Here is a 17,927-nt window from a genome sequence, read left to right as displayed (position 1 = left end):
GCCTGGGGCGGGCCGGCCGACGCGTCAGAAGAGGCGTTCCCCGTCCGGGTGGCCGTTGCCGATCTGGGTGCGCGGGCTGTGGGAGCCCGCGCCGTCGCCCTGGTGGAACCAGAGCCACCGCCCGCGTCGCGGCCGACCAGGTCCGCACGGCCGTTGGAGTACTGGGCGCCATCGCTCACGACGCCGGCGTCACGAACAGCGGTGATGCGCCGACCGCTTGAGCCGGCCGCCGTGTGCCGACGTGAGGGCTGAAGCGCGCGTTCAGGCGTAGGCGTCCTCGATGGCGACGTGCCGCACCGTGCGCAGCGTCGACCGGAGACTGTCCGGATCGGTCGAGCCCAGGGCGAGGCGGATCGCCTGTGGTGTGTGCGTCGAGGTGGTGAACGGCTCCGCCGTGGTGACCGAGATGTGTCGGCGTGCGAGGGTGGCGGTCAGGCGGTCGGCGCGTGCGTCGTCGGGCAGCGGCAGCCAGGTGAAGTAGGACGAGGGGTGACCGATGAGCCGGAGGCCGGCCAGTTCCTGCCTGGCGAGTTCCTGGCGCGTCTTGGCGTCGTCGCGTTTCTGCGCTTCCAGGTGCAGCACCGTGCCGTCGTCGAGCCAGCGGCAGGCGATGGCGGTGGTGAGGGCGGGGGTGTTCCAGGTGGTCGCCCGGATGGCGCGTTCGAGGGAGGGCACCGCATCCGCCGGGGCGAGGACGAAGCCGACCCGCAGGCCGGTGGCGATGCTCTTGGACAGTCCCGAGACGTAGACCGTGATGTCCGGCGCGGTTGCGACCAGAGGCGGTGGAGGGTCTTCGACCAGGTAGGCGTACGAGGCGTCCTCGATGATGAGCGGACCGTGCCGTCGAGCGATCCCGATCAGGCGGGTACGGTCGGTGGCCGACATGACCCAGCCCAGTGGGTTGTGCAGGGTGGGCATGGTGTAGATCGCGCGCACCGGGCGGGTCGCGCACAGTTTCTCCAGGGCGTCGAGGTCCGGTCCGTCGGTGGTGGTGGGTATGGGCTCCAGATCGAGGTGGAAGGCGTGCGCGAGCACCTTGAAACCCGGGTAGGTGAGTGCGTCGACCGCGACGACGTCGCCGGCGTTCAGGGTGGCCATGATGGTGATGGCCAGGCCGTGCTGGGCACCGTTGGCGATGAGGATCCGATCCGCGTCGGCGGTGATTCCCCGGCATCCGAGGTGTCGTGCGATGGAGGCTCTGTCCTGTGGACGCCCTCGGTGTGGTTGGTAGCGCAGCAGCGAGTCGAGATCACCGGAGCCGGCCACCTCTCGCAGGGCCTGTCGCAGGAGATCGGTCTGGCCGGGCAGCGACGGGTAGTTGAAGCTGAGGTCGACCGCGCCTGCGGCGACGGCTTGCTGGTCGATGCCATGACCGGCGGGGACCGCGATGTCACGCACGAACGTGCCGCGGCCCTGTTCACGACTCACCAGGCCCACCGCTTCCAACTCGGCGTAGACCCGGGTCGCGGTCACCACGGCGATGCCCTCGCGGGCGGCGAGAGCGCGGTGGGTCGGCAGCTGCGTCCCCGGGGCGAGGCCCCCGGTCCGGATGTCGGATGCGAGCGCGTCGACCAGCTTCTTGTATCGCGAGGCAGCCATTCACCGGATTGTATCCATGACAATTCTTTGGCTGTCCTGCTCGCGGGTCCTTACCGTCACATCCAACTCATCCGGAAGGGACACCTGTCGTGCACATCGCCATCCTCACCTTCGAGGGCTACAACGAACTCGACTCGCTGATCGCGCTCGGTGTACTCAACCGCCTCAAGTCCGACGACTGGCGCGTCACCATCGCGACCCCCAGCCCCAAGGTGACGTCGATGAACGGGGTGGCCATCGAACAGATGTCCACTCTTGAGGAGGCCTGCGCCGCCGACGCCGTCATCGTCGGCAGCGGCATCGCCACCCGCGAGGTCACCGAAGACCCGGCCATCATGAACGTCCTGCGCGGCCTGGACCCCTCGCGCCAGCTCATCGCGGCGCAATGCTCCGGCGCGCTCGTGCTGGCCAGGCTCGGCCTGCTGGGCGGCATCCCCGCCTGCACCGACCTCATCACCAAGCCATGGGTCGTCGCCGCCGGCGTCGAGGTCCTCAACCAGCCCTTCTACGCCAAGGACAACATCGCCACCGCCGGCGGCTGCCTGGCCTCGCCGTACCTCGCCGCCTGGGTCATCGCACGCCTCAAGGGCAACGACGCCGCCGAAGGTGCGCTGCACTATGTCGCCCCGGTCGGCGAGAAGGAGGAATACATCGAGCGCGCCTGGCGCAACATCGCCCCCTACCTGCCCGCTCCCACACCGGCACTCGTCTGACCGAGCGGCACTCGGAAGCTGCGACACGAGCCCCGCGCAACCTGCTGCGCCGGGAACACCAGGAGGCCGTCACGCCACCGGCCCACCTCTGTGACGTGCGTGCCCTACCCGGGTTGCCCGTCCTCATCCGAACGCCTGCGCGCGTCCGTCCGCGCTTGAGAAGATCCGCCTGGTAAAGGCGTCTCGATTCTCACCTGGAGGGACACATGCACCGCGCGCGTGCGCCGTTTGCACTGCCTGCCACCCTCGTGGCCGCGCTGCTGGCCGTCTCGGGGTGTTCGGGCGGCGGCGAGAATGCCGCCCGTACCCCGTCTCCCACACCCTCCGGACTCGTGCACTACACGCCCGCCACCGGCTCCGCCGCCCCGGCCGCGAGCCCGCCGCCGACCGCGCCCAAGGAGTGCGTGCAGACCGCCGGAATGAGCGTCGAGCAGCTGACCGACTACCTGAAGCAACTGCGCAGTACCAGCGGGAACTACCAGTCCAAGGGTCTGACGCTGGACTCCTCCGGCCTGAACTTCACCCCGGAGGACATCAAGCGGCCGTGCGAGGCGGTCACGGTCAAACTCGCCCACTACTGGGTCGACTTGAAGAAGACGCACGAGGCCAATGTCGTCAGCGGGGCCCGCTACGAATACTCGTACGCCTTGATCGGCGCCGCCTCACACCCGGCCGGCCCGCAGGACGGCCGGGTGCCCGACACCGCGCCGCCCGGGTCCTCCGCCTGCCGCGGCACGATCTCGGTGGCCTACCTCGGCGAGGACATCCCGCTGCGGTCCCTGCCGTACGACCTGAAGCTGGTGGACGGAACCGCCCCCGTCCCGGTCACGGTGGTCGGCGACGGGGTGCTGTCCGCGATCTACGTGTCGCCTCCCCACCCGGATTCGTGCTGACACCGACAGACCGTGGTGGCCGCCGTCGTCACCCGCGCCCCCTCACACGGGGACGGCAAGATGACACCCCGTCAGTTCGCCGGGTGCGAAGTGTGGAGCCGGCGGATGGGGTGGTCGTCGGGCCCGCCGGTGAGCCAGGAGCCGTCACCCAGTGGCTCCACTTCGTACGGGTTGGTCGCCTCGACGGCGATCTCGCCGCCGACCGTGCCCGAGACGACGTCGACCAGGTGGTGGCGGAACCACTCCTCCTCGTCCTCGCTCTCACCGCCCAGGGTGACGATGGCCGTGTCCGGGGTCAGATAGCCGCCGCACCACTCGACGAACGTGTCCTCCGGGTCGTATCCGAAGGCCTCGACGGAGAGGGTGAAGAGCGTGTCCCCGCTGGGGTGCCGGTGGAAGGAGACGTCCCGCTGCCCGTGATCGACGGTCATGAACTGCCGGCCGTCCGGCGCCAGGTCGATCAGGCAGCGGTCCCACCACGGGAAGGTCACGAACTCCGGCTCACCGTCGGCCACTGCTGTGCCCCGGAGAACGACGGCACCGTCCTGGCCCTCGCCGATGTCGAGGTAGACGCTGCCGTCCACGGGATGCACGTGGTGGCCGGCGCCGTGCCCGACCGTCTCCAACTCTCGGCGGGCGAGGACACGCCCGCTGTCGGCGTCGTGCAAGACCCACTGGTCTCCGCGGCCGCGTCCCGCCATCGCGTCCGGCCGGTAGACCCAGACGGTCCGCCCGTCCAGCGACAGCACGCACCCGGGCAGGTGACCATGGCGTACGTCGGAATGAGGCTCGAAGTCCGACGCCCACAACAGGTCACCGGCGCGCGTGAGGCAGACGACCCCGTGCAGGGTCGTGTACACCACGCGCTCCAGATCGGGCCGTACCACCGACGCCACGACCTCGTCTCCGGCCCGCGCATGGAAGACCGCCGCCGGCTCCAGCGTCCCGAAAACGCCGGGGTGCGTCAGATAGGCACGAATCCGCCCGTCGGGGTGGCGTGTGATGACCTTCGGAGGGGGTGCGGGAATCATCTGCCGAGGCTAACGCGCTGGTCGGACAATCGAGAGTCGGGAGTGGGTAGCGGGGATGACTCCGCCCCGACGGGACCGCAGGACCGTTTCCGTGGGAGATGACGCCGTCGATCAGGTGGTGGGCCGCGGCACCGCCGGGATCGCGCACGGGTCTCTTCCCCCCGAACGGCCCGGCCGCCCGGGGACCGGTGGCGCATCGCCCGCGCGGGGCGACGCACCGCCCGTCCCCGGGCCGACCGTGGCGGGGCGTCAGTCGCGGCGCCCCTCGCGCGCGAGGGCCGGCACGAAGCGGGCCGCGTCCAGGGTGCCGACGCCGGTGGCCATGTCGTAGCCGTTCACCGCGGTGTAGCCGGTGACGCCCTGGTAGCTGTTGTTCGTACCGTCGTTGACGTCGACGATGCCGGTGGAACGGTCGTACGCGGAACGCCCGTACAGGCAGTACAGCGCCTCGTGGATGTCGCCCAGTCGCTTGCCCGCGGCCTGGTCGGCCAGGGCCACGATGCCGGCGAACAGCGGACTGGACTCGCTGGTGCCGCCGGAGACGTCCCAGCCCGTGGCCGCCGGGTCGTAGCTGGAGTAGAGCCACGCGCCGCCGTCGACCGCGGCGGCCATGGAGATGTCCGGGGTGCCGCGGCGCGCACCGACGACGTTCTTGACGCCGTTCTGGAAGGAGGGGCGGTTGAAGACGTGGGACTGGCCGCCGCCGCCCGCGCCGTTGTCGTTGTAGACGCTCTCGGGGGCGGTCCGCCTGCCCGCGTCGTCCAGGTGCAGTTGGGTGCCGCCGACGGAGGTCACCAGCGGGTCGGAGGAGGGCCAGGAGTTGACGCGCTCGTGGTAATAGCCCGTTCCGTCGGCGGTGTTGTCGGTGGCGCCGCCGTCACCGGAGGACGCGAGCACGGTGACGTGGTTGCGGGCGGCGGCCTCGAAGGCGTAGCGCAGTTTCCCGATGCTGGAGAAGTCACCCTTGTCGAAGCCGGGGAAGGTGTTCTCGGTCGCGCCGAAGCTCTGGGTGATGACGTCGCCGATGCCGCGGTCGATCAGGGCCTTCTCGGCGTCCATCATCTCCGGCAGTCCGGTGGTGCCCTCGGTCTCCGCGACCGCGGTCTCCACCAGGACGATCTTCGCGTCCGGTGCCACGGCGTGCGCCATCTCCACGTCGAGGGTCGTCTCGCCGGCCCAGCCCAGCATGTCGGCGTTCTTCGGGTCCCACTTCGGGACGTTGCCCCACTTGACCACCTGCACCTTGGTGCTGGGTATCCCGAACTGCCTGCTGTAGACGTCCAGGTCGTGCTGGACGGTCGGCGAGCCGAAGGAGTCCACGATCACGATCGTGCGGCCCTTGCCGGTGATGCCCGCCTTGTGGAGCGGGTTGAGGTCGTACGCCTCGCGGTACTGCAGCGGGGTGTAGCACGCGATCTTCCACTTGGTCCGGCACTCCTCGATGGAGAGCGGGCTCCCGACGGCGCGGACCAGTTGGTGGCCGGCGACGGCGGGACGGGCCACGGTGCGCGGGACCGTCGGATCGTGCGCGAAGGCGGTCAGGTCCCCTGTCACCGGGGCGGCCGCGGCTGCGATGAGCGCGAGGCCGGCTGCCGCGGCCGTGGCGGCCACGGCGCGAGGCCACATTCGACGGGCTGGATGCATTGCGGACTCCCTTGGGGGGTGGCGCCGCTCGGAGCGACTTCTCCGCGATCAGACCCGTCAAGTCATGTTCAGAACAAGACTGTTTGACGCTTGATGCCGAACGCTTTACCTGTTTGCGAAATGCGCCATTCACTGTCTTGACTCAGACCGAGTCGCGCCGGAAATGAAGCGAGTTGGGCAGGTATCCACCCATTCATCCACGCCCCTGACGTCCGCTCAGCGGACGCGGTAGGGCGGAATCCGGACGTGTTTCGGCCAATACCTGACGTGTCCATGGCGATCATCGGAATCGCCGGCAACCTCTCCACATCCCCAGCAGGACGAGATCGACACGCTCCGCCCGGCCGGCCTCATCCAGGCCGCCGGTTCCACCCCCCACGCATCGAAGGAGTCCGCGTGAAGTCCACGCACCGGCGGAACACCACCGCCATGGGAGCCCTGTTCGCGGCAGCCGCCCTCCTCACCGTCGGCGTCCAGGCCGGCACCGCCAACGCGCAGCCCGACCCGTCCGCGAACGCGGCCGCCCCCAAGGGTCAGGTCCGCAACCCGGGCGCACTCCCCGCGCAGCTCACCCCCTCCCAGCGCGCCGAGCTCATAGCCAAGGCGCAGAGCACCACGGCCGCCACGGCCAAGGAACTCGGCCTCGGCCCGCAGGAGAAGCTCCTCGTCCACGACGTGGTCAAGGACCAGGACGGTACCACCCACACCCGGTACGAGCGCACGTACGAGGGACTCCCCGTCCTCGGCGGCGACCTGGTCGTCAACCGCACCGCGGCCGACCACACCCAGAGCGTCAGCAAGGCGTCCGAGGCCAAGCTCCAGGGCGTCTCCACCTCCGCCCCGGCCGACGCCCCGGCGGCCGCCTCCGCGAAGGCCCTCGACGCCGCGAAGGCGGTCGGCTCCAAGGCCGACAAGGCCGATGCCGCCCCCCGCAAGATCGTGTGGATGGCGAACGGCGTGCCCACCCTGGCCTACGAGACCGTCATCGGCGGACTCCAGGAGGACGGCACGCCCAACCAGCTCCACGTCGTCACCGACGCCAAGACGGGCGCGAAGCTCCACCAGTGGCAGGCCATCGAGACCGGTGTCGGCAACACCCACTACAGCGGCCAGGTCACCCTCGGCACCTCGTCGTCCGGTTCGAACTTCACGCTGAACGACGCGGCCCGCGGCGGCCACAAGACGTACAACCTCAACCACGGTACGTCCGGCACCGGCTCCCTCTTCACCCAGTCCACCGACACCTGGGGCAACGGCGCGAACTCCAACGCCGCCACCGCGGGCGCCGACGCCGCCTACGGTGCCGGAGTCACCTGGGACTTCTACAAGAACGTCTTCGGCCGCTCCGGGATCCGCGGCGACGGGGTCGCCGCCTACTCCCGCGTCCACTACGGCAACGCCTACGTCAACGCGTTCTGGGACGACGGCTGCTTCTGCATGACGTACGGCGACGGGACGAACAACAACGACCCGCTGACCTCGCTGGACGTCGCCGGCCACGAGATGTCGCACGGCGTCACCGCCGCCACCGCCGGCCTGGAGTACAGCAACGAGTCGGGCGGCCTGAACGAGGCCACCTCCGACATCATGGGCACGTCCGTCGAGTTCTACGCCAACAACACGAGCGACCCGGGCGACTACCTCATCGGCGAGAAGATCGACATCAACGGCGACGGCACCCCGCTCCGCTACATGGACAAGCCGAGCAAGGACGGCGGCTCCGCCGACGCCTGGTACTCCGGCGTCGGCAACCTCGACGTCCACTACTCCTCGGGCCCGGCCAACCACTGGTTCTACCTGGCCTCCGAGGGCTCGGGCGCCAAGGTCGTGGGCGGCGTGAGCTACAACTCGCCGACCTCCGACGGCCTGCCCGTCACCGCCATCGGCCGGGACAAGGCGCAGCTCATCTGGTACAAGGCGCTCACCACCAAGTTCAACTCCACCACGGACTACGCCGGTGCCCGCGCCGGCACGATCGCGGCGGCGACCGAGCTGTACGGGGCCGGCAGCCCCGAGGTCAACGGCGTCACCGACGCCTGGGCCGCGGTCAACGTGGGCGCGCGCTCCGGCGGCGGCAACCCGACCCCGGGCAAGGTCTTCGAGAGCACGACCCGGGTGGCCATCCCGGACTCCCCCGGCCCCGCGGTCACCTCGTCGGTCGCCGTCACCGGCATCACCGGCAACGCGCCGAGCACCCTCAAGGTCGGTGTGAAGATCACCCACACCTACATCGGTGACCTCCAGATCGACCTGGTGGCCCCCAACGGGACCTCGTTCCGCCTGCAGAACTCCTCCTCGGACTCCACGGCGAACCTGGACAAGACCTACACGGTGAACGCCTCGGCCGTGGCGGCCAACGGCACCTGGAAGCTGAAGGTCCAGGACAAGGGCGCCGCCGACGTCGGCACGATCACCGACTTCAAGCTCACCTTCTGACCGACCGGCTGACGGCTGACCGGCCGACCGGCCGACCGGCCATGGTCTGAAACAGGTAGGTGCCCGGAGCCCCACGGCTCCGGGCATTTTCCCCTGCCCGAGCGCACGCCTGGCGGCGTGGTCGCCGTGGCCTCTACCAGGGCCTCGCTCGGACCGGCTTTCGCAGGCGACTTGAACGGAGCCAGGTCGGTGCAGCGTCAGCACGCGCGATCGATAGCATCCCTTCGCGACGGTGCGGTGGCCTGACGAGGTGGGGAATCCATGAGCGATGACGTCCTGTCGATCATTCCGAGTGATCCGCGGTGGCAACCGGATCGCGATGCGGTCGACCGCGTCATCGCGCTCGTCGAGGAGCTGACGCCCGGAGTCGCCGACGGCGTGGACGTTGAGATCGACGTGACGTGGCACGACGTCGTGACCGCTGTCGACTGCGGTGGCAACCTGGAGAGGATCGGTTGCCCCTTGTGCGAGGCGGCCATCGACAGGGAGTGGTGGGGCGACCTCCTTGAGGCCCACTGCGACAACGGCTTCACCACGCTCGCGATCGAGGTCCCGTGCTGTGGCGGATCAACCACTCTGGACGCGCTGGATTACGACTGGCCGTGCGGATTCGCCCGCTTCGAGATCGCCATGTGGAACCCCGAACGCCTCTGGTTCAGCGAGGATGAGCTGGCGGCGTTGGCGGACCGACTGGGCCATCCTGTGAAACAGATCCGGGCCCACATCTGAAATACGCCGTCCGGTAGGCCTGCCGTCCCGGGTGGTCCCCTTCCAGGTGATTGTTTGGCATCGCGACTTTGCCGGCTGACGCCCGCTCAATCGGCTGTGCCGGCGCGCGCTGTCAGCCGTTGGCGCGTCCAGGTGACGAAGTCGCTTTGCCGGCCGGTCGACTGCACGTTGGCCAGCAAGGATTCGATCTCCTCCTTCGAAGCGTCATCGACCCGAAGGAGGATCTCCACTCTCGCGAGCGGCACGAGTCGTACGACTGGCAAGGCTGGGTGGCGGCACTCCTGCAGGAGATTGCTTCGATGTCTCCAGTGCCTCACCGCAGCTGAGGCCGTTGTCCTCGCGCAACGCCCAGCGCGCGCGAAACGGCATCGCGGCCTCTGGAGCGTGCGCTGCGCGGGGCGGCGGGATCACATTGCCGGCCAGCACCGCGGGCCCGATCGCGATGATGGTAGTCCGCTGGATCGCCGGGCTGTCCTGTCTCATCCCTCGTGAGCGAATTGATCGAGAGCCTTGAGTACATGGGCGCGCGTCGTCTCGCCGCCCAGGTGGCCCGCGCTGCCGACGATGGTCAGCTCGGCATCGGGCCAGGCGCGGGCAAGTTCCCATGCGGTGTCGAGCGGGCCGGCCAGGTCGAGCCTGCCGTGGACCAACACGCCCGGGATGCCGGCCAGGCGGTGCGCATCGCGCAGGAGTACGCCCTCCTCCAGCCAAGCGCCGTGGGAGAAGTAGTGCGAGCAGATGCGTACCAGGGCCAGTCGCGCGGCCGGCGGGCGGTCGCCGTACGGGTTGGCGGCGCCGTTCGTTTCGCCGGACAGGACCGCGTCCTCCCAGGCGCACCAGTCGGCCGTGGCCTTCTCCCGTACCGAGGGGTCCGGATCTTCCATCAGGCGTGCGTAGGCCGCGACGATGTCACCGTCCCGTGGTGTGCCGTCGGCTCCTTCGAGGAAGCGTTCCCACTGCTCGGGGAAGAACCGGCCCACACCTCGGTAGAGCCAGTCGATCTCGGAGCGCCGCGTGGTGGTGACGGCGGCGATGACGATCTCCGACACCCGCTCCGGGTGCGCCTCGGCGTAGGCCAGGATCAGTATCGATCCCCACGAGCCGCCATGGAGCAGCCAGCGGTCGACACCCAGGTGATTCCGAAGCCACTCCATGTCGGCGATCAGGTGCCCGGTGGTGTTGTGGCGCATGTCGGTCGTGGGTTCGCTCGCGTGGGGGGTGCTGCGGCCGCAGCCGCGCTGGTCGAACAGGACGACCCGGTAGCGGTCCGGGTCGAAGTACCGGCGCGCCCCGGTCCCGCATCCCGATCCCGGCCCGCCGTGGACGACGAGTGCCGGCTTGCCCTCCGGGTTTCCGCAGACCTCCCAGTACACGAGGTTTCCGTCACCGACGTCGAGCATCCCCTGCTCGTACGGCTCGACCGGCGGGTACGGCTCGCTCATCTTCCAGACCTCCCGGAATCCGGATGCGACAGGAACAAGGCCTTGTAGTACACAACATGGCTGAGGTGTCACCGTCGGCGACCCCAGCGCCCTCGTACCTGCACGCACGAGTCGCCCGGGAGGCGGTCGGAGCTCCGCTGCCCGCCGCCCGAGCATCACGCCCTTGGCGCTCAGGGGAGGAACGTCACCGCCGGGAATGCCGGGGACGGTCCATCGAGCAGGTGCCCCCGGCGGTGGCGCAGGTGCTCGTCGAAGAAGGCCAGCGGGTACGCCTGCTGGATCTTCACCGCCTGGTCGGGATCGAGGGTGCCGATCACGTCCTGGAGCTGCTGCCCGCTCCATCCGAACAGCTTCGCCACTTGTGGGAAGAGGGCCTCGTTGTCGCCGTAGGAGACGTGGGCGGCGCCCTCGGCCTGAATGTTCAGCCGCCGGCCGCGCAGGTGCGACCAGAATGCGGCGGCCGCGGGATCCGTGGCCCGGGTGAACTCGGCGGACATCATCATGAAGGGGCGGTCCAAGTCGCCGGCCAGTGGAGGGTTCATCTGCATCGGGCCGTCGAGGCTGAGCCCGGCCCGGATGCGCTGGTCCGCGAGCGTGGCGGCGGCGGTGGCCGTCCCGCCCTTCGACCAGCCGAAGGCTCCCATGCACCGTGGGTCGAGCGAGCCGAGCAGGCCGTCCGGCAGTGCCCTGTGGTCGACGTCAGGGTTGCACCCGGCGGCGAGCTGCTCGACGCAGTCGAGGACGAAGCGCAGGTCAGCGGCAAAGTCGCCGGGCAGCGTCGGCGCCTGCCTGTCGCGCACCGGGACGGCGATCCGGCCGTCGGGGAACTCGGTGTACGTGTCGTACTGGTGAGCCACCGTCACGACCGCGTATCCGTGGCTCGCGAGTTCTTGGACCACGACGGTGTGGTCGCCCTGGTGGCTGTGCGCGCCGTGCGAGAACACGACGACGGGGAGCCGTCGGCCCGACCGCCGCACCGGAGCGCCCACGTGGCCGGCGGTGACCGGTCCCCGGGAGGCCAGGGCGCTGAACCCCACGTCGGCGAGGAACGCCTCGAATGCGCCGGCCGGCATCCAGGGAGCCACGGGGTACCGCTCGACGTCCCGGGCGGGATACCAGACGGTGGCCATCAGCTCGCGGAAGTGCCCTGGGCCCGCGATGTCGTCCGGACGCGACCGGTCGACGAGGTGCAGCTGGACCGTGCCCACCGGGTACGGCCCGGTCGGCGCGGGCAGCGTGAGTCGCGCCGCATCGGGGCCGGTCTCGGTCGGGTCCGCCCACGCGGGGCCGGCAACGGCGGCCAGAGGTAAGGCGGCCCCGGCGACCAGCGCGGCCCCCAGCATGCTGCGGCGCGTGATGCCGCTCCGGCTGATTGACGATGTGGTGGTCATGTGCCCTCCTGTGGTGACGGGTCGCCAACTGTGCCGCGACGGCCGATCCGTGGGCACGGGGGAAAGTTGTCACGTGCCCCTCCCACGCAACATCGGCCCACCGATGTATTACTCGCGGGAGCATCGGCCCACGGATTTACACCCCGGGGCCGATGCGGTCGGCGGTGTCGTCCGGGCGCGGGCTCGGTGCGTGCCGGTCGTCGAGTCCAAAGGCGGGCGCTCAACAGCGGCGGCAACGGCTTGAACTGTCGCCGGTTCCCCGAAGCGCGTGCCGTCGGTCAGCGTTTGACGATCCGGTCCAGAACGGCGGCGATGCCGGACTTGACGGCAGCGCGGTGGTGCACGGGCTCCCTGGGCAGGTCGCTGGTGGGGCGCACGCCCCGATCGGCCAGAATGTAGAGCAGCCGCAGGGTGCGCAGGCAGTTGCTGACGTGGGCGGGCACCGGGGTGCTGATGCGGTCGGCCCCGAAGCGTTCGGAGATCGGGTCCAGCCAGCCGACGGCGTCGCGTTCGCTCAGGTCGGTGCGGGTGAGGACCCGGGCGATCGCCCGGGCCAGGCGGTCGTCCTCCAGCTGGTCGTAGACGTGTTCGGTGGGCGCGGTCAGGCGGGCCGCGGCGAGGTCCAGCATCCGCGTCGGCGGCACCGCGGGATGGCGACCGAATCCGGCAAGCAGGTCCGCGCCGTGCGCCACCGCGTGGAGCCAGCCCAGCGTCTCGTCGTGGCCCCGCAGATCCTGCTCCGCCGGGTACCAGTGCTCGAACGCGTCCACCCAGCCTGGCTTGAAGTCCCCCGCGGCCACCAGCATGTCGAGTACGAGGGGTGCGAAGGTGCGGGCCTCGATCCGCGGGTTCGTGAACCGGGTGGCCATCTCGTCCCCGAGCTCCAGCCGCCGGGACGTCCCGATCTCCCCGCGGGCGATCCAGGTCGCGAGGACGGTGTAGGGCGCACCGTCCCGGACCAGTGGATCGGGATCCGCCAGGGCGAGGGACAGCTCGCGAACGAGGTCGTCCATGGGCCGGTCAGCCGGCACCGCACAGTCCGCGGCCTCAACGCTCTTCCAGTCGATCATGACGGGCAGCGTACGTCCGAGCCATGACCGCGGGCCTGCGAATTGTTCCGGGCCCGGCGACCGTGGAGGACCTGCGGCGGCGCGACATCGGCGGGTGGGATCGGCTCGCCGATTCAGCCGAATCCGGGGTGGAGTGCTCGTCTACGGTCGGTAGACGAGCTCGATCACCATCGCGGCGATGACACCCCGGACTCCGATCCCGAGCAGCCACAGGGCGTCGAGGACGGCGCCGGCGGGATCCTTGTCGGCTTGCTTACGCCGCCCGTCAGCCGGCGTGGATGTGCGGGCGGCGGCTGCGGTCCGGTTCGGCTTCGCGGATGACCTCGCGGGTGACGGGGGCGACCTCGCCCTGGCCGAAGAGGAAGAACCGGAAGAAGTTGGCCATCGGGTTGCCTTCGGTCCACTCGAAGTAGATGTGGGGCCGCTGGCCGGTCTCGTCGCGGACGTGGAGCAGGAGGGCCGCGAGGGCGTTGGGGATGCTGGAGCTCTCCAGGGTCAGGACGCGGTAGCGGTCGTGGAGGACTTCGCCGCGTACGCGCATGCCGGATTCGAATTCGGAGGCGTCCAGGACGGTGACCTCGACGAACACGACGTCGTCCTCGGCCGGGATGTCGTTGTCCGCGCGGATCTGCGCCTTCTTCTGCCGGTACTCCTCCAGGTCCCGGTTGTCGGGCTCGTTGGCGATGAACCGGATCGTCCGGTTGGCGGTGTCGCGGATGAACCGCTGCGCCATGTCGTCGAACTCGATGTCCGTGACGCGCAGCTCGAAGACGCGGGCCAGGCGCGAGAGGAGGGAGAGCGCCATGATGCCGCCGATGAAGCAGGCGCCGATCTTCACGCCGTCGGGGCGCTCGGCAACGTTGATCGCGGTGGTGTAGATGAAGACGGCCGAGATGATCCCGAAGCCGATGGTCCAGCCGCGCTCCCCGGCCCGCCGGGCCGCGATGGTCACCGCGACCGCGGCCGAGGTGATGAGGACGAGGACGCCCGTGGCGTACGCGCCGCCCTGGGCGTCGACGTCGGCGTTGAAGATCCAGGTCACGAGGAACGCGACGAGGGTGAACACGATGACCATCGGGCGCAGGGCACGCGCCCAGTGCGGGGCCATGCCGTAGCGGGGCAGGTAGCGCGGCATCAGGTTGAGCAGGCCGGCCATCGCGGAGGCGCCGGCGAACCACAGGATGCAGATGGTGGAGATGTCGTAGACGGTGCCGAAGGCCGAGCCCAGGTACTCGTGGGCCAGGTAGGCGAGGGCGCGTCCGTTGGCTTCGCCGCCCGGCTGGAACTGGGCGGCCGGGATCAGCAGGGTCGTGATGAGGCTGGAGCAGATCAGGAAGACGCTCATGATCACGGCCGCCGTGGTCAGCAGCTTCTTCGCGCCGCGGATCCGGCCGGCGGGCTTGTCCTCGGTGTCCGCGGGGTCGCCCTTCACGTGCGGCATGACCGCCACACCGGTCTCGAAGCCGGACAGGCCCAGTGCGAGCTTGGGGAACACGACGAGCGCGATGGCGATCATCATGAACACGTTGCCGTGCTCGGCGGTCAGCGCGGTCGTCCAGTCCGTGATGACCTGCGGCTCCGTGAACACGTTCCACAGCCCGACCGCCACGACGACGACGTTCAGACCGAGATAGGTGACCACCAGGACCACGGCCACGCCGATGGCCTCGCTGAAGCCCTTCAGGAACACCCCGCCCAGGAGGGCGATCAGGATCAGGGTGATCAGCACCTCGTGGCCGTGCAGGGTGCTGGTGAGGTGTGGGTTCTCCACCATGTGCGCGGTCGCGTCGGCGGCGGAGAGGGTGATGGTGATGAGGAAGTCGGTCGCCGCGAAGCCGAGCAGGGTCAGGACGAACAGCTTCCCCTTCCAGAAGGAGAGCAGCTTCTCCAGCATCGCGATGGAGCCTTCGCCGTGCGGGCTCTCCTCGGCCACGCGCCGGTAGACGGGCAGCGCGCCGAAGAGGGTCAGCAGTACGAGCACGATGGTCGCCAGCGGCGACAGCAGGCCGGCCGCGAGGAACGCGATGCCGGGCTGGTAGCCGAGGGTGGAGAAGTAGTCGAGACCCGTCAGGCACATCACCCGCCACCACGGCCGGCCGTGCGGCTGGGCCGCCGCCTCCTTGGCTGCGGGCGAACTGGTCTGGGCGGTCAAGCCTTCCAGCATCCAAGCGCGCAGGCGCGAAGAGCGGGCAGGGGTGGCCATGATCGGGCGCTCCTGTCGTACGGCATGGGATTCGGCCATCGGAGTCGACGGCTGGGCCAGCGTACGCAGCGGAAACACAGCCAATACGTCTATAACCTCGCCTGACGGAATCCTGACGCGCTCTTAACGCCTTTCCTTCCGGTGGCGTACTGAACGCACTCCCCTAAGGGCGGAGACCCGTGTGGCAGGCTCCGGCCGGCCGGACCATGATCGCCGTCCCGGCAGGGATCACTGCGGCGAGAAGTCGGGGTTTGCCCGGAGCGCAGCCTGCAGCTCGGCGAAACGCCGGTTCTGAGTGGTCCCACCGGCAAAATCGCGCAGCGCATGGGCCGTGGTCTGGAAGCCGTCCCGGTGCTGGAACTCCGCACCCCACATACCGAGGCGCACCGACGCCACCTCACGCAGTTCGAGGCGGTGGGTCCCCCACGGGTTGACCGCCACGATCTCTTCAGGGCCGACCTCCAGCCGAGTTCTGAGAATCGCCCACCATGAGAACAGCGCGACGCCGATGGCCAGCCCAGTCCACAACCCGGCCGACCGTGCCGCCCCGGCTCCCGGAGCGGACAGCCACGCACCCCAGCCGGCGAGTGCCTTCACGCCCGCGAGAGCCGGGGTCACATAGCCCGCCGCAAGAGCCGCCCCGTCCATCCGCCACACCGAAACCGAAACCGACACCGAGTCCCCACCCTGGTCGTCCATTCCCACAGTGTGAACCGGTCGAAGCGGCCCTGGGCGGCTGATCGCAGAACACGACCGGGGACTGCGGAGGAGTGCCGGGACCTGGTGAGGGACGTGCGGGGCGAAGGGGCGCTGCCGGGGTCCGCGCAGGAGTCTCCCTCGGTCGTCGGTCTCAGCGGGGGTTGGCGGTGACACGGAAGCGCAATCGGCAGATCACCGCGTCCGTGTCTCGGCGTACCGCATGGGCGACCACCGAGCCGCGCTGGTTCTGCAGGATCCGCTGCCACAGCCGTTCCGGCTCGGTCTCGGGGATGAGGACGGTCACCTGGGTGTCCGGCCGCTGCTCCGTCAGCTCGCGGACGTAGCCGGATACGGGACGGCCCGGCGAACGTCTCGGCGAGGAGAGTTCGACGAGCTCGATGCCCGGGTTCCACAACTCCCAGTCCCGGCGCAGCGCCTCGGCCGCCCGCCGGTCCTCGGGGGCGGGGTGGGTGACGGTGACGGCGAGCACCTCGTCGCCGAGGGAGCGGGCGGTGGTCAGTGCCCGGCAGGTGAGCAGCGAGAGCCCGGACACCGGGACCACGACCAGGGAGCGGGAGCGCTGCGGGGGCTGCGGGACCCGGCCGAGTTCCAGGCGTTCGCCGATCTGCCCGTACGTACGGTGCACCTTCTCGAAGGCGAGGACGAGCAGCGGCAGGGTCACCACGATCAGCCAGGCCCCCTCGGTGAACTTGGTCGCCGTCACCACGACCGCGGACACACCGGTGAGCAGCGCGCCGAAGCCTCCCAGTACGGCCTTCGCCCGCCACCTGGCGGGGCGTTCCAGCGACCAGTGCCGGACCATCCCGACCTGGCAGATGGTGAAGCCTACGAAGACGCCGGTGGCGAAGAGCGGTACGAGGGTGTTGGTGTCGCCGCCGGAGAAGACGAGCAGGAGGGCGGATACGAGCGCCAGCCAGACGACGCCGTGCCGGTGGACCTGACGGTCTGCCTTGAGGGCGAAGACGTGGGGCAGGTGGTTGTCGCGGGCCAGCAGGCCCATCAGCACGGGCAGGCCGCCGAAGGAGGTGTTCGCGGCGAGCGCGAGGAGCACCATGGTGGCGAACTGGACGACGTAGAAGGCGAGGTTGTGGCCGAAGGAGGCGTCCGCGAGCTGCGCGAGGACGGTGACGCCCTCGACGGGCTGGAGGTGGAAGCGCCCGATGAGGATCGACAGGCCGATCAGCATCACGCCCAGGAGCGCGCCGAGCGCGACCTCGGTGCGCTGTGCCCGGCGGGCGGCAGGGACCCGGAACGACGGCACGGCATTGGCGACCGCCTCGACTCCGGTCAGGGCCGAACAGCCGGCGGCGAAGGCCTTCAGCAGCAGGAGCGCGCCGACGGTGGTCGCGCCCTCGCCGAGGGCGGAGGCGTGCCCGGCGGCGGACGCGGTACTGACGGGTCCGTCGCGGAAGAGCCCGACGGCGACCATCGTGAGGATCGACCCGACGAACACCGCGCTGGGCACGAGGAAGGCCTTGGCGGACTCCACGATCCCGCGCAGGTTCACCGCGGTGACCAGGACCAGGACGCCCAGGCAGGTCCACACCCGCTCCCCGTACAGCTCGGGGAACGCCGAGGTCAGGGCCGCGACACCGGCCGTGACGGATACGGCGACGTTCAGGACGTAGTCGAGGATGAGCGAGGCCGCGGCGACCAGACTCGTACGCCGTCCCAGATGGCGTTTGGCGACGGCGTAGGAGCCGCCGCCGTCCGGAAAGGCGGCGATGACCTGCCGGTACGAGGCGACGAGCACGGCCAGCAGTGCGGCGATCGCCAGGGTCACCGGGAGGGTGAAGCCGAGTCCGTACGCACCGGCCGCGGCGAGTACGAGCACGATCGACTCGGGCCCGTAGGCGACGGAGGCCATGGCGTCCAGCGAGAGGGCGGCGAGGCCCTGGAGCGCGGTCAGCCTGTGACGCTCCCCCGTCTCGACCGCCGCGCCGGCGCCGGCGCCGGTATCAGGGGGCTCTTCCCGGCCCGGCTCCCGATCGGCCGCGGTCGGTTCTCCTGTGTGCATGGCCATGTCGCCGTTCCTCCGGAGTGGGCGAAGTGAGCA

At 70.0% G+C, this 17,927-nt stretch carries 14 protein-coding genes; 4 read left to right on the top strand and 10 right to left on the bottom strand.

Annotated elements, in window-relative coordinates; translation table 11 throughout:
• Positions 1-261 precede the first annotated feature (261 nt).
• A complete protein-coding gene (locus ACFYYJ_RS08210) occupies positions 262-1,599 on the bottom strand; it encodes a PLP-dependent aminotransferase family protein (RefSeq protein ID WP_389129811.1) in 1,338 nt (445 codons plus the stop codon).
• Between the two features lie 89 nt (positions 1,600-1,688).
• Between ACFYYJ_RS08210 and ACFYYJ_RS08205 the strand changes: the two genes are divergently transcribed.
• Both ACFYYJ_RS08205 and ACFYYJ_RS08200 read left to right on the top strand, forming a co-directional pair.
• On the top strand, positions 1,689-2,312 hold the full coding sequence (locus ACFYYJ_RS08205) for a DJ-1/PfpI family protein (RefSeq protein WP_389129807.1): 624 nt from the start codon (positions 1,689-1,691) through the stop codon (positions 2,310-2,312).
• 206 nt (positions 2,313-2,518) lie between these two features.
• Positions 2,519-3,205: a hypothetical protein gene (locus tag ACFYYJ_RS08200; RefSeq protein WP_389129804.1), complete on the top strand. Its 687-nt coding sequence runs from the start codon at positions 2,519-2,521 to the stop codon at positions 3,203-3,205.
• 71 nt (positions 3,206-3,276) lie between these two features.
• On the opposite strand, the gene ACFYYJ_RS08195 is transcribed toward ACFYYJ_RS08200, so the two are convergent.
• Positions 3,277-4,236 (bottom strand): hypothetical protein, encoded by a 960-nt coding sequence (locus ACFYYJ_RS08195; protein ID WP_389129801.1) that lies wholly within the window; start codon positions 4,234-4,236, stop codon positions 3,277-3,279.
• A 249-nt stretch (positions 4,237-4,485) separates the two neighbouring features.
• Positions 4,486-5,880 (bottom strand): S8 family serine peptidase, encoded by a 1,395-nt coding sequence (locus ACFYYJ_RS08190; RefSeq protein ID WP_389129798.1) that lies wholly within the window; start codon positions 5,878-5,880, stop codon positions 4,486-4,488.
• Positions 5,881-6,276: 396 nt separating this feature from the next.
• Here ACFYYJ_RS08190 and ACFYYJ_RS08185 point away from each other — a divergent pair, with 396 nt between their 5' ends.
• Both ACFYYJ_RS08185 and ACFYYJ_RS08180 read left to right on the top strand, forming a co-directional pair.
• A complete protein-coding gene (locus ACFYYJ_RS08185) occupies positions 6,277-8,316 on the top strand; it encodes a M4 family metallopeptidase (RefSeq protein ID WP_389129795.1) in 2,040 nt (679 codons plus the stop codon).
• A gap of 261 nt (positions 8,317-8,577) precedes the next feature.
• Positions 8,578-9,045, top strand: coding sequence for a hypothetical protein (locus ACFYYJ_RS08180; protein ID WP_385361874.1), 468 nt, complete (start codon positions 8,578-8,580; stop codon positions 9,043-9,045).
• 86 nt (positions 9,046-9,131) lie between these two features.
• Here ACFYYJ_RS08180 and ACFYYJ_RS08175 read toward each other — a convergent pair whose 3' ends face one another.
• From ACFYYJ_RS08175 to ACFYYJ_RS08145, 7 genes are all read right to left on the bottom strand, one after another.
• Positions 9,132-9,275 carry a hypothetical protein gene (locus ACFYYJ_RS08175; protein WP_389129792.1) on the bottom strand — a complete coding sequence of 48 codons (144 nt, stop codon included), beginning with the start codon at positions 9,273-9,275 and terminating at the stop codon, positions 9,132-9,134.
• Positions 9,276-9,524: 249 nt separating this feature from the next.
• Positions 9,525-10,487 (bottom strand): prolyl aminopeptidase, encoded by a 963-nt coding sequence (pip, locus tag ACFYYJ_RS08170; protein WP_389129789.1) that lies wholly within the window; start codon positions 10,485-10,487, stop codon positions 9,525-9,527.
• Positions 10,488-10,657: 170 nt separating this feature from the next.
• Positions 10,658-11,878 (bottom strand): alpha/beta hydrolase family protein, encoded by a 1,221-nt coding sequence (locus tag ACFYYJ_RS08165; RefSeq protein WP_389129786.1) that lies wholly within the window; start codon positions 11,876-11,878, stop codon positions 10,658-10,660.
• Between the two features lie 278 nt (positions 11,879-12,156).
• A complete protein-coding gene (locus ACFYYJ_RS08160) occupies positions 12,157-12,948 on the bottom strand; it encodes a DUF2785 domain-containing protein (protein WP_389129783.1) in 792 nt (263 codons plus the stop codon).
• 265 nt (positions 12,949-13,213) lie between these two features.
• Positions 13,214-15,151, bottom strand: coding sequence for an amino acid transporter (locus ACFYYJ_RS08155; RefSeq protein ID WP_385129307.1), 1,938 nt, complete (start codon positions 15,149-15,151; stop codon positions 13,214-13,216).
• A gap of 228 nt (positions 15,152-15,379) precedes the next feature.
• Positions 15,380-15,850 (bottom strand): hypothetical protein, encoded by a 471-nt coding sequence (locus tag ACFYYJ_RS08150; protein WP_389129779.1) that lies wholly within the window; start codon positions 15,848-15,850, stop codon positions 15,380-15,382.
• 151 nt (positions 15,851-16,001) lie between these two features.
• Positions 16,002-17,894, bottom strand: a complete 1,893-nt coding sequence (locus ACFYYJ_RS08145; protein WP_389129776.1) for an APC family permease — start codon at positions 17,892-17,894, stop codon at positions 16,002-16,004.
• Between the last annotated feature and the right edge of the window lie 33 nt (positions 17,895-17,927).

The organism is Streptomyces sp. NPDC002467 (assembly GCF_042889825.1).
Classification (GTDB): domain Bacteria; phylum Actinomycetota; class Actinomycetes; order Streptomycetales; family Streptomycetaceae; genus Streptomyces.
The sequence above is the reverse complement of the archived record's forward strand: the minus strand, read 5'-3'. Positions and strand labels throughout refer to the sequence as shown.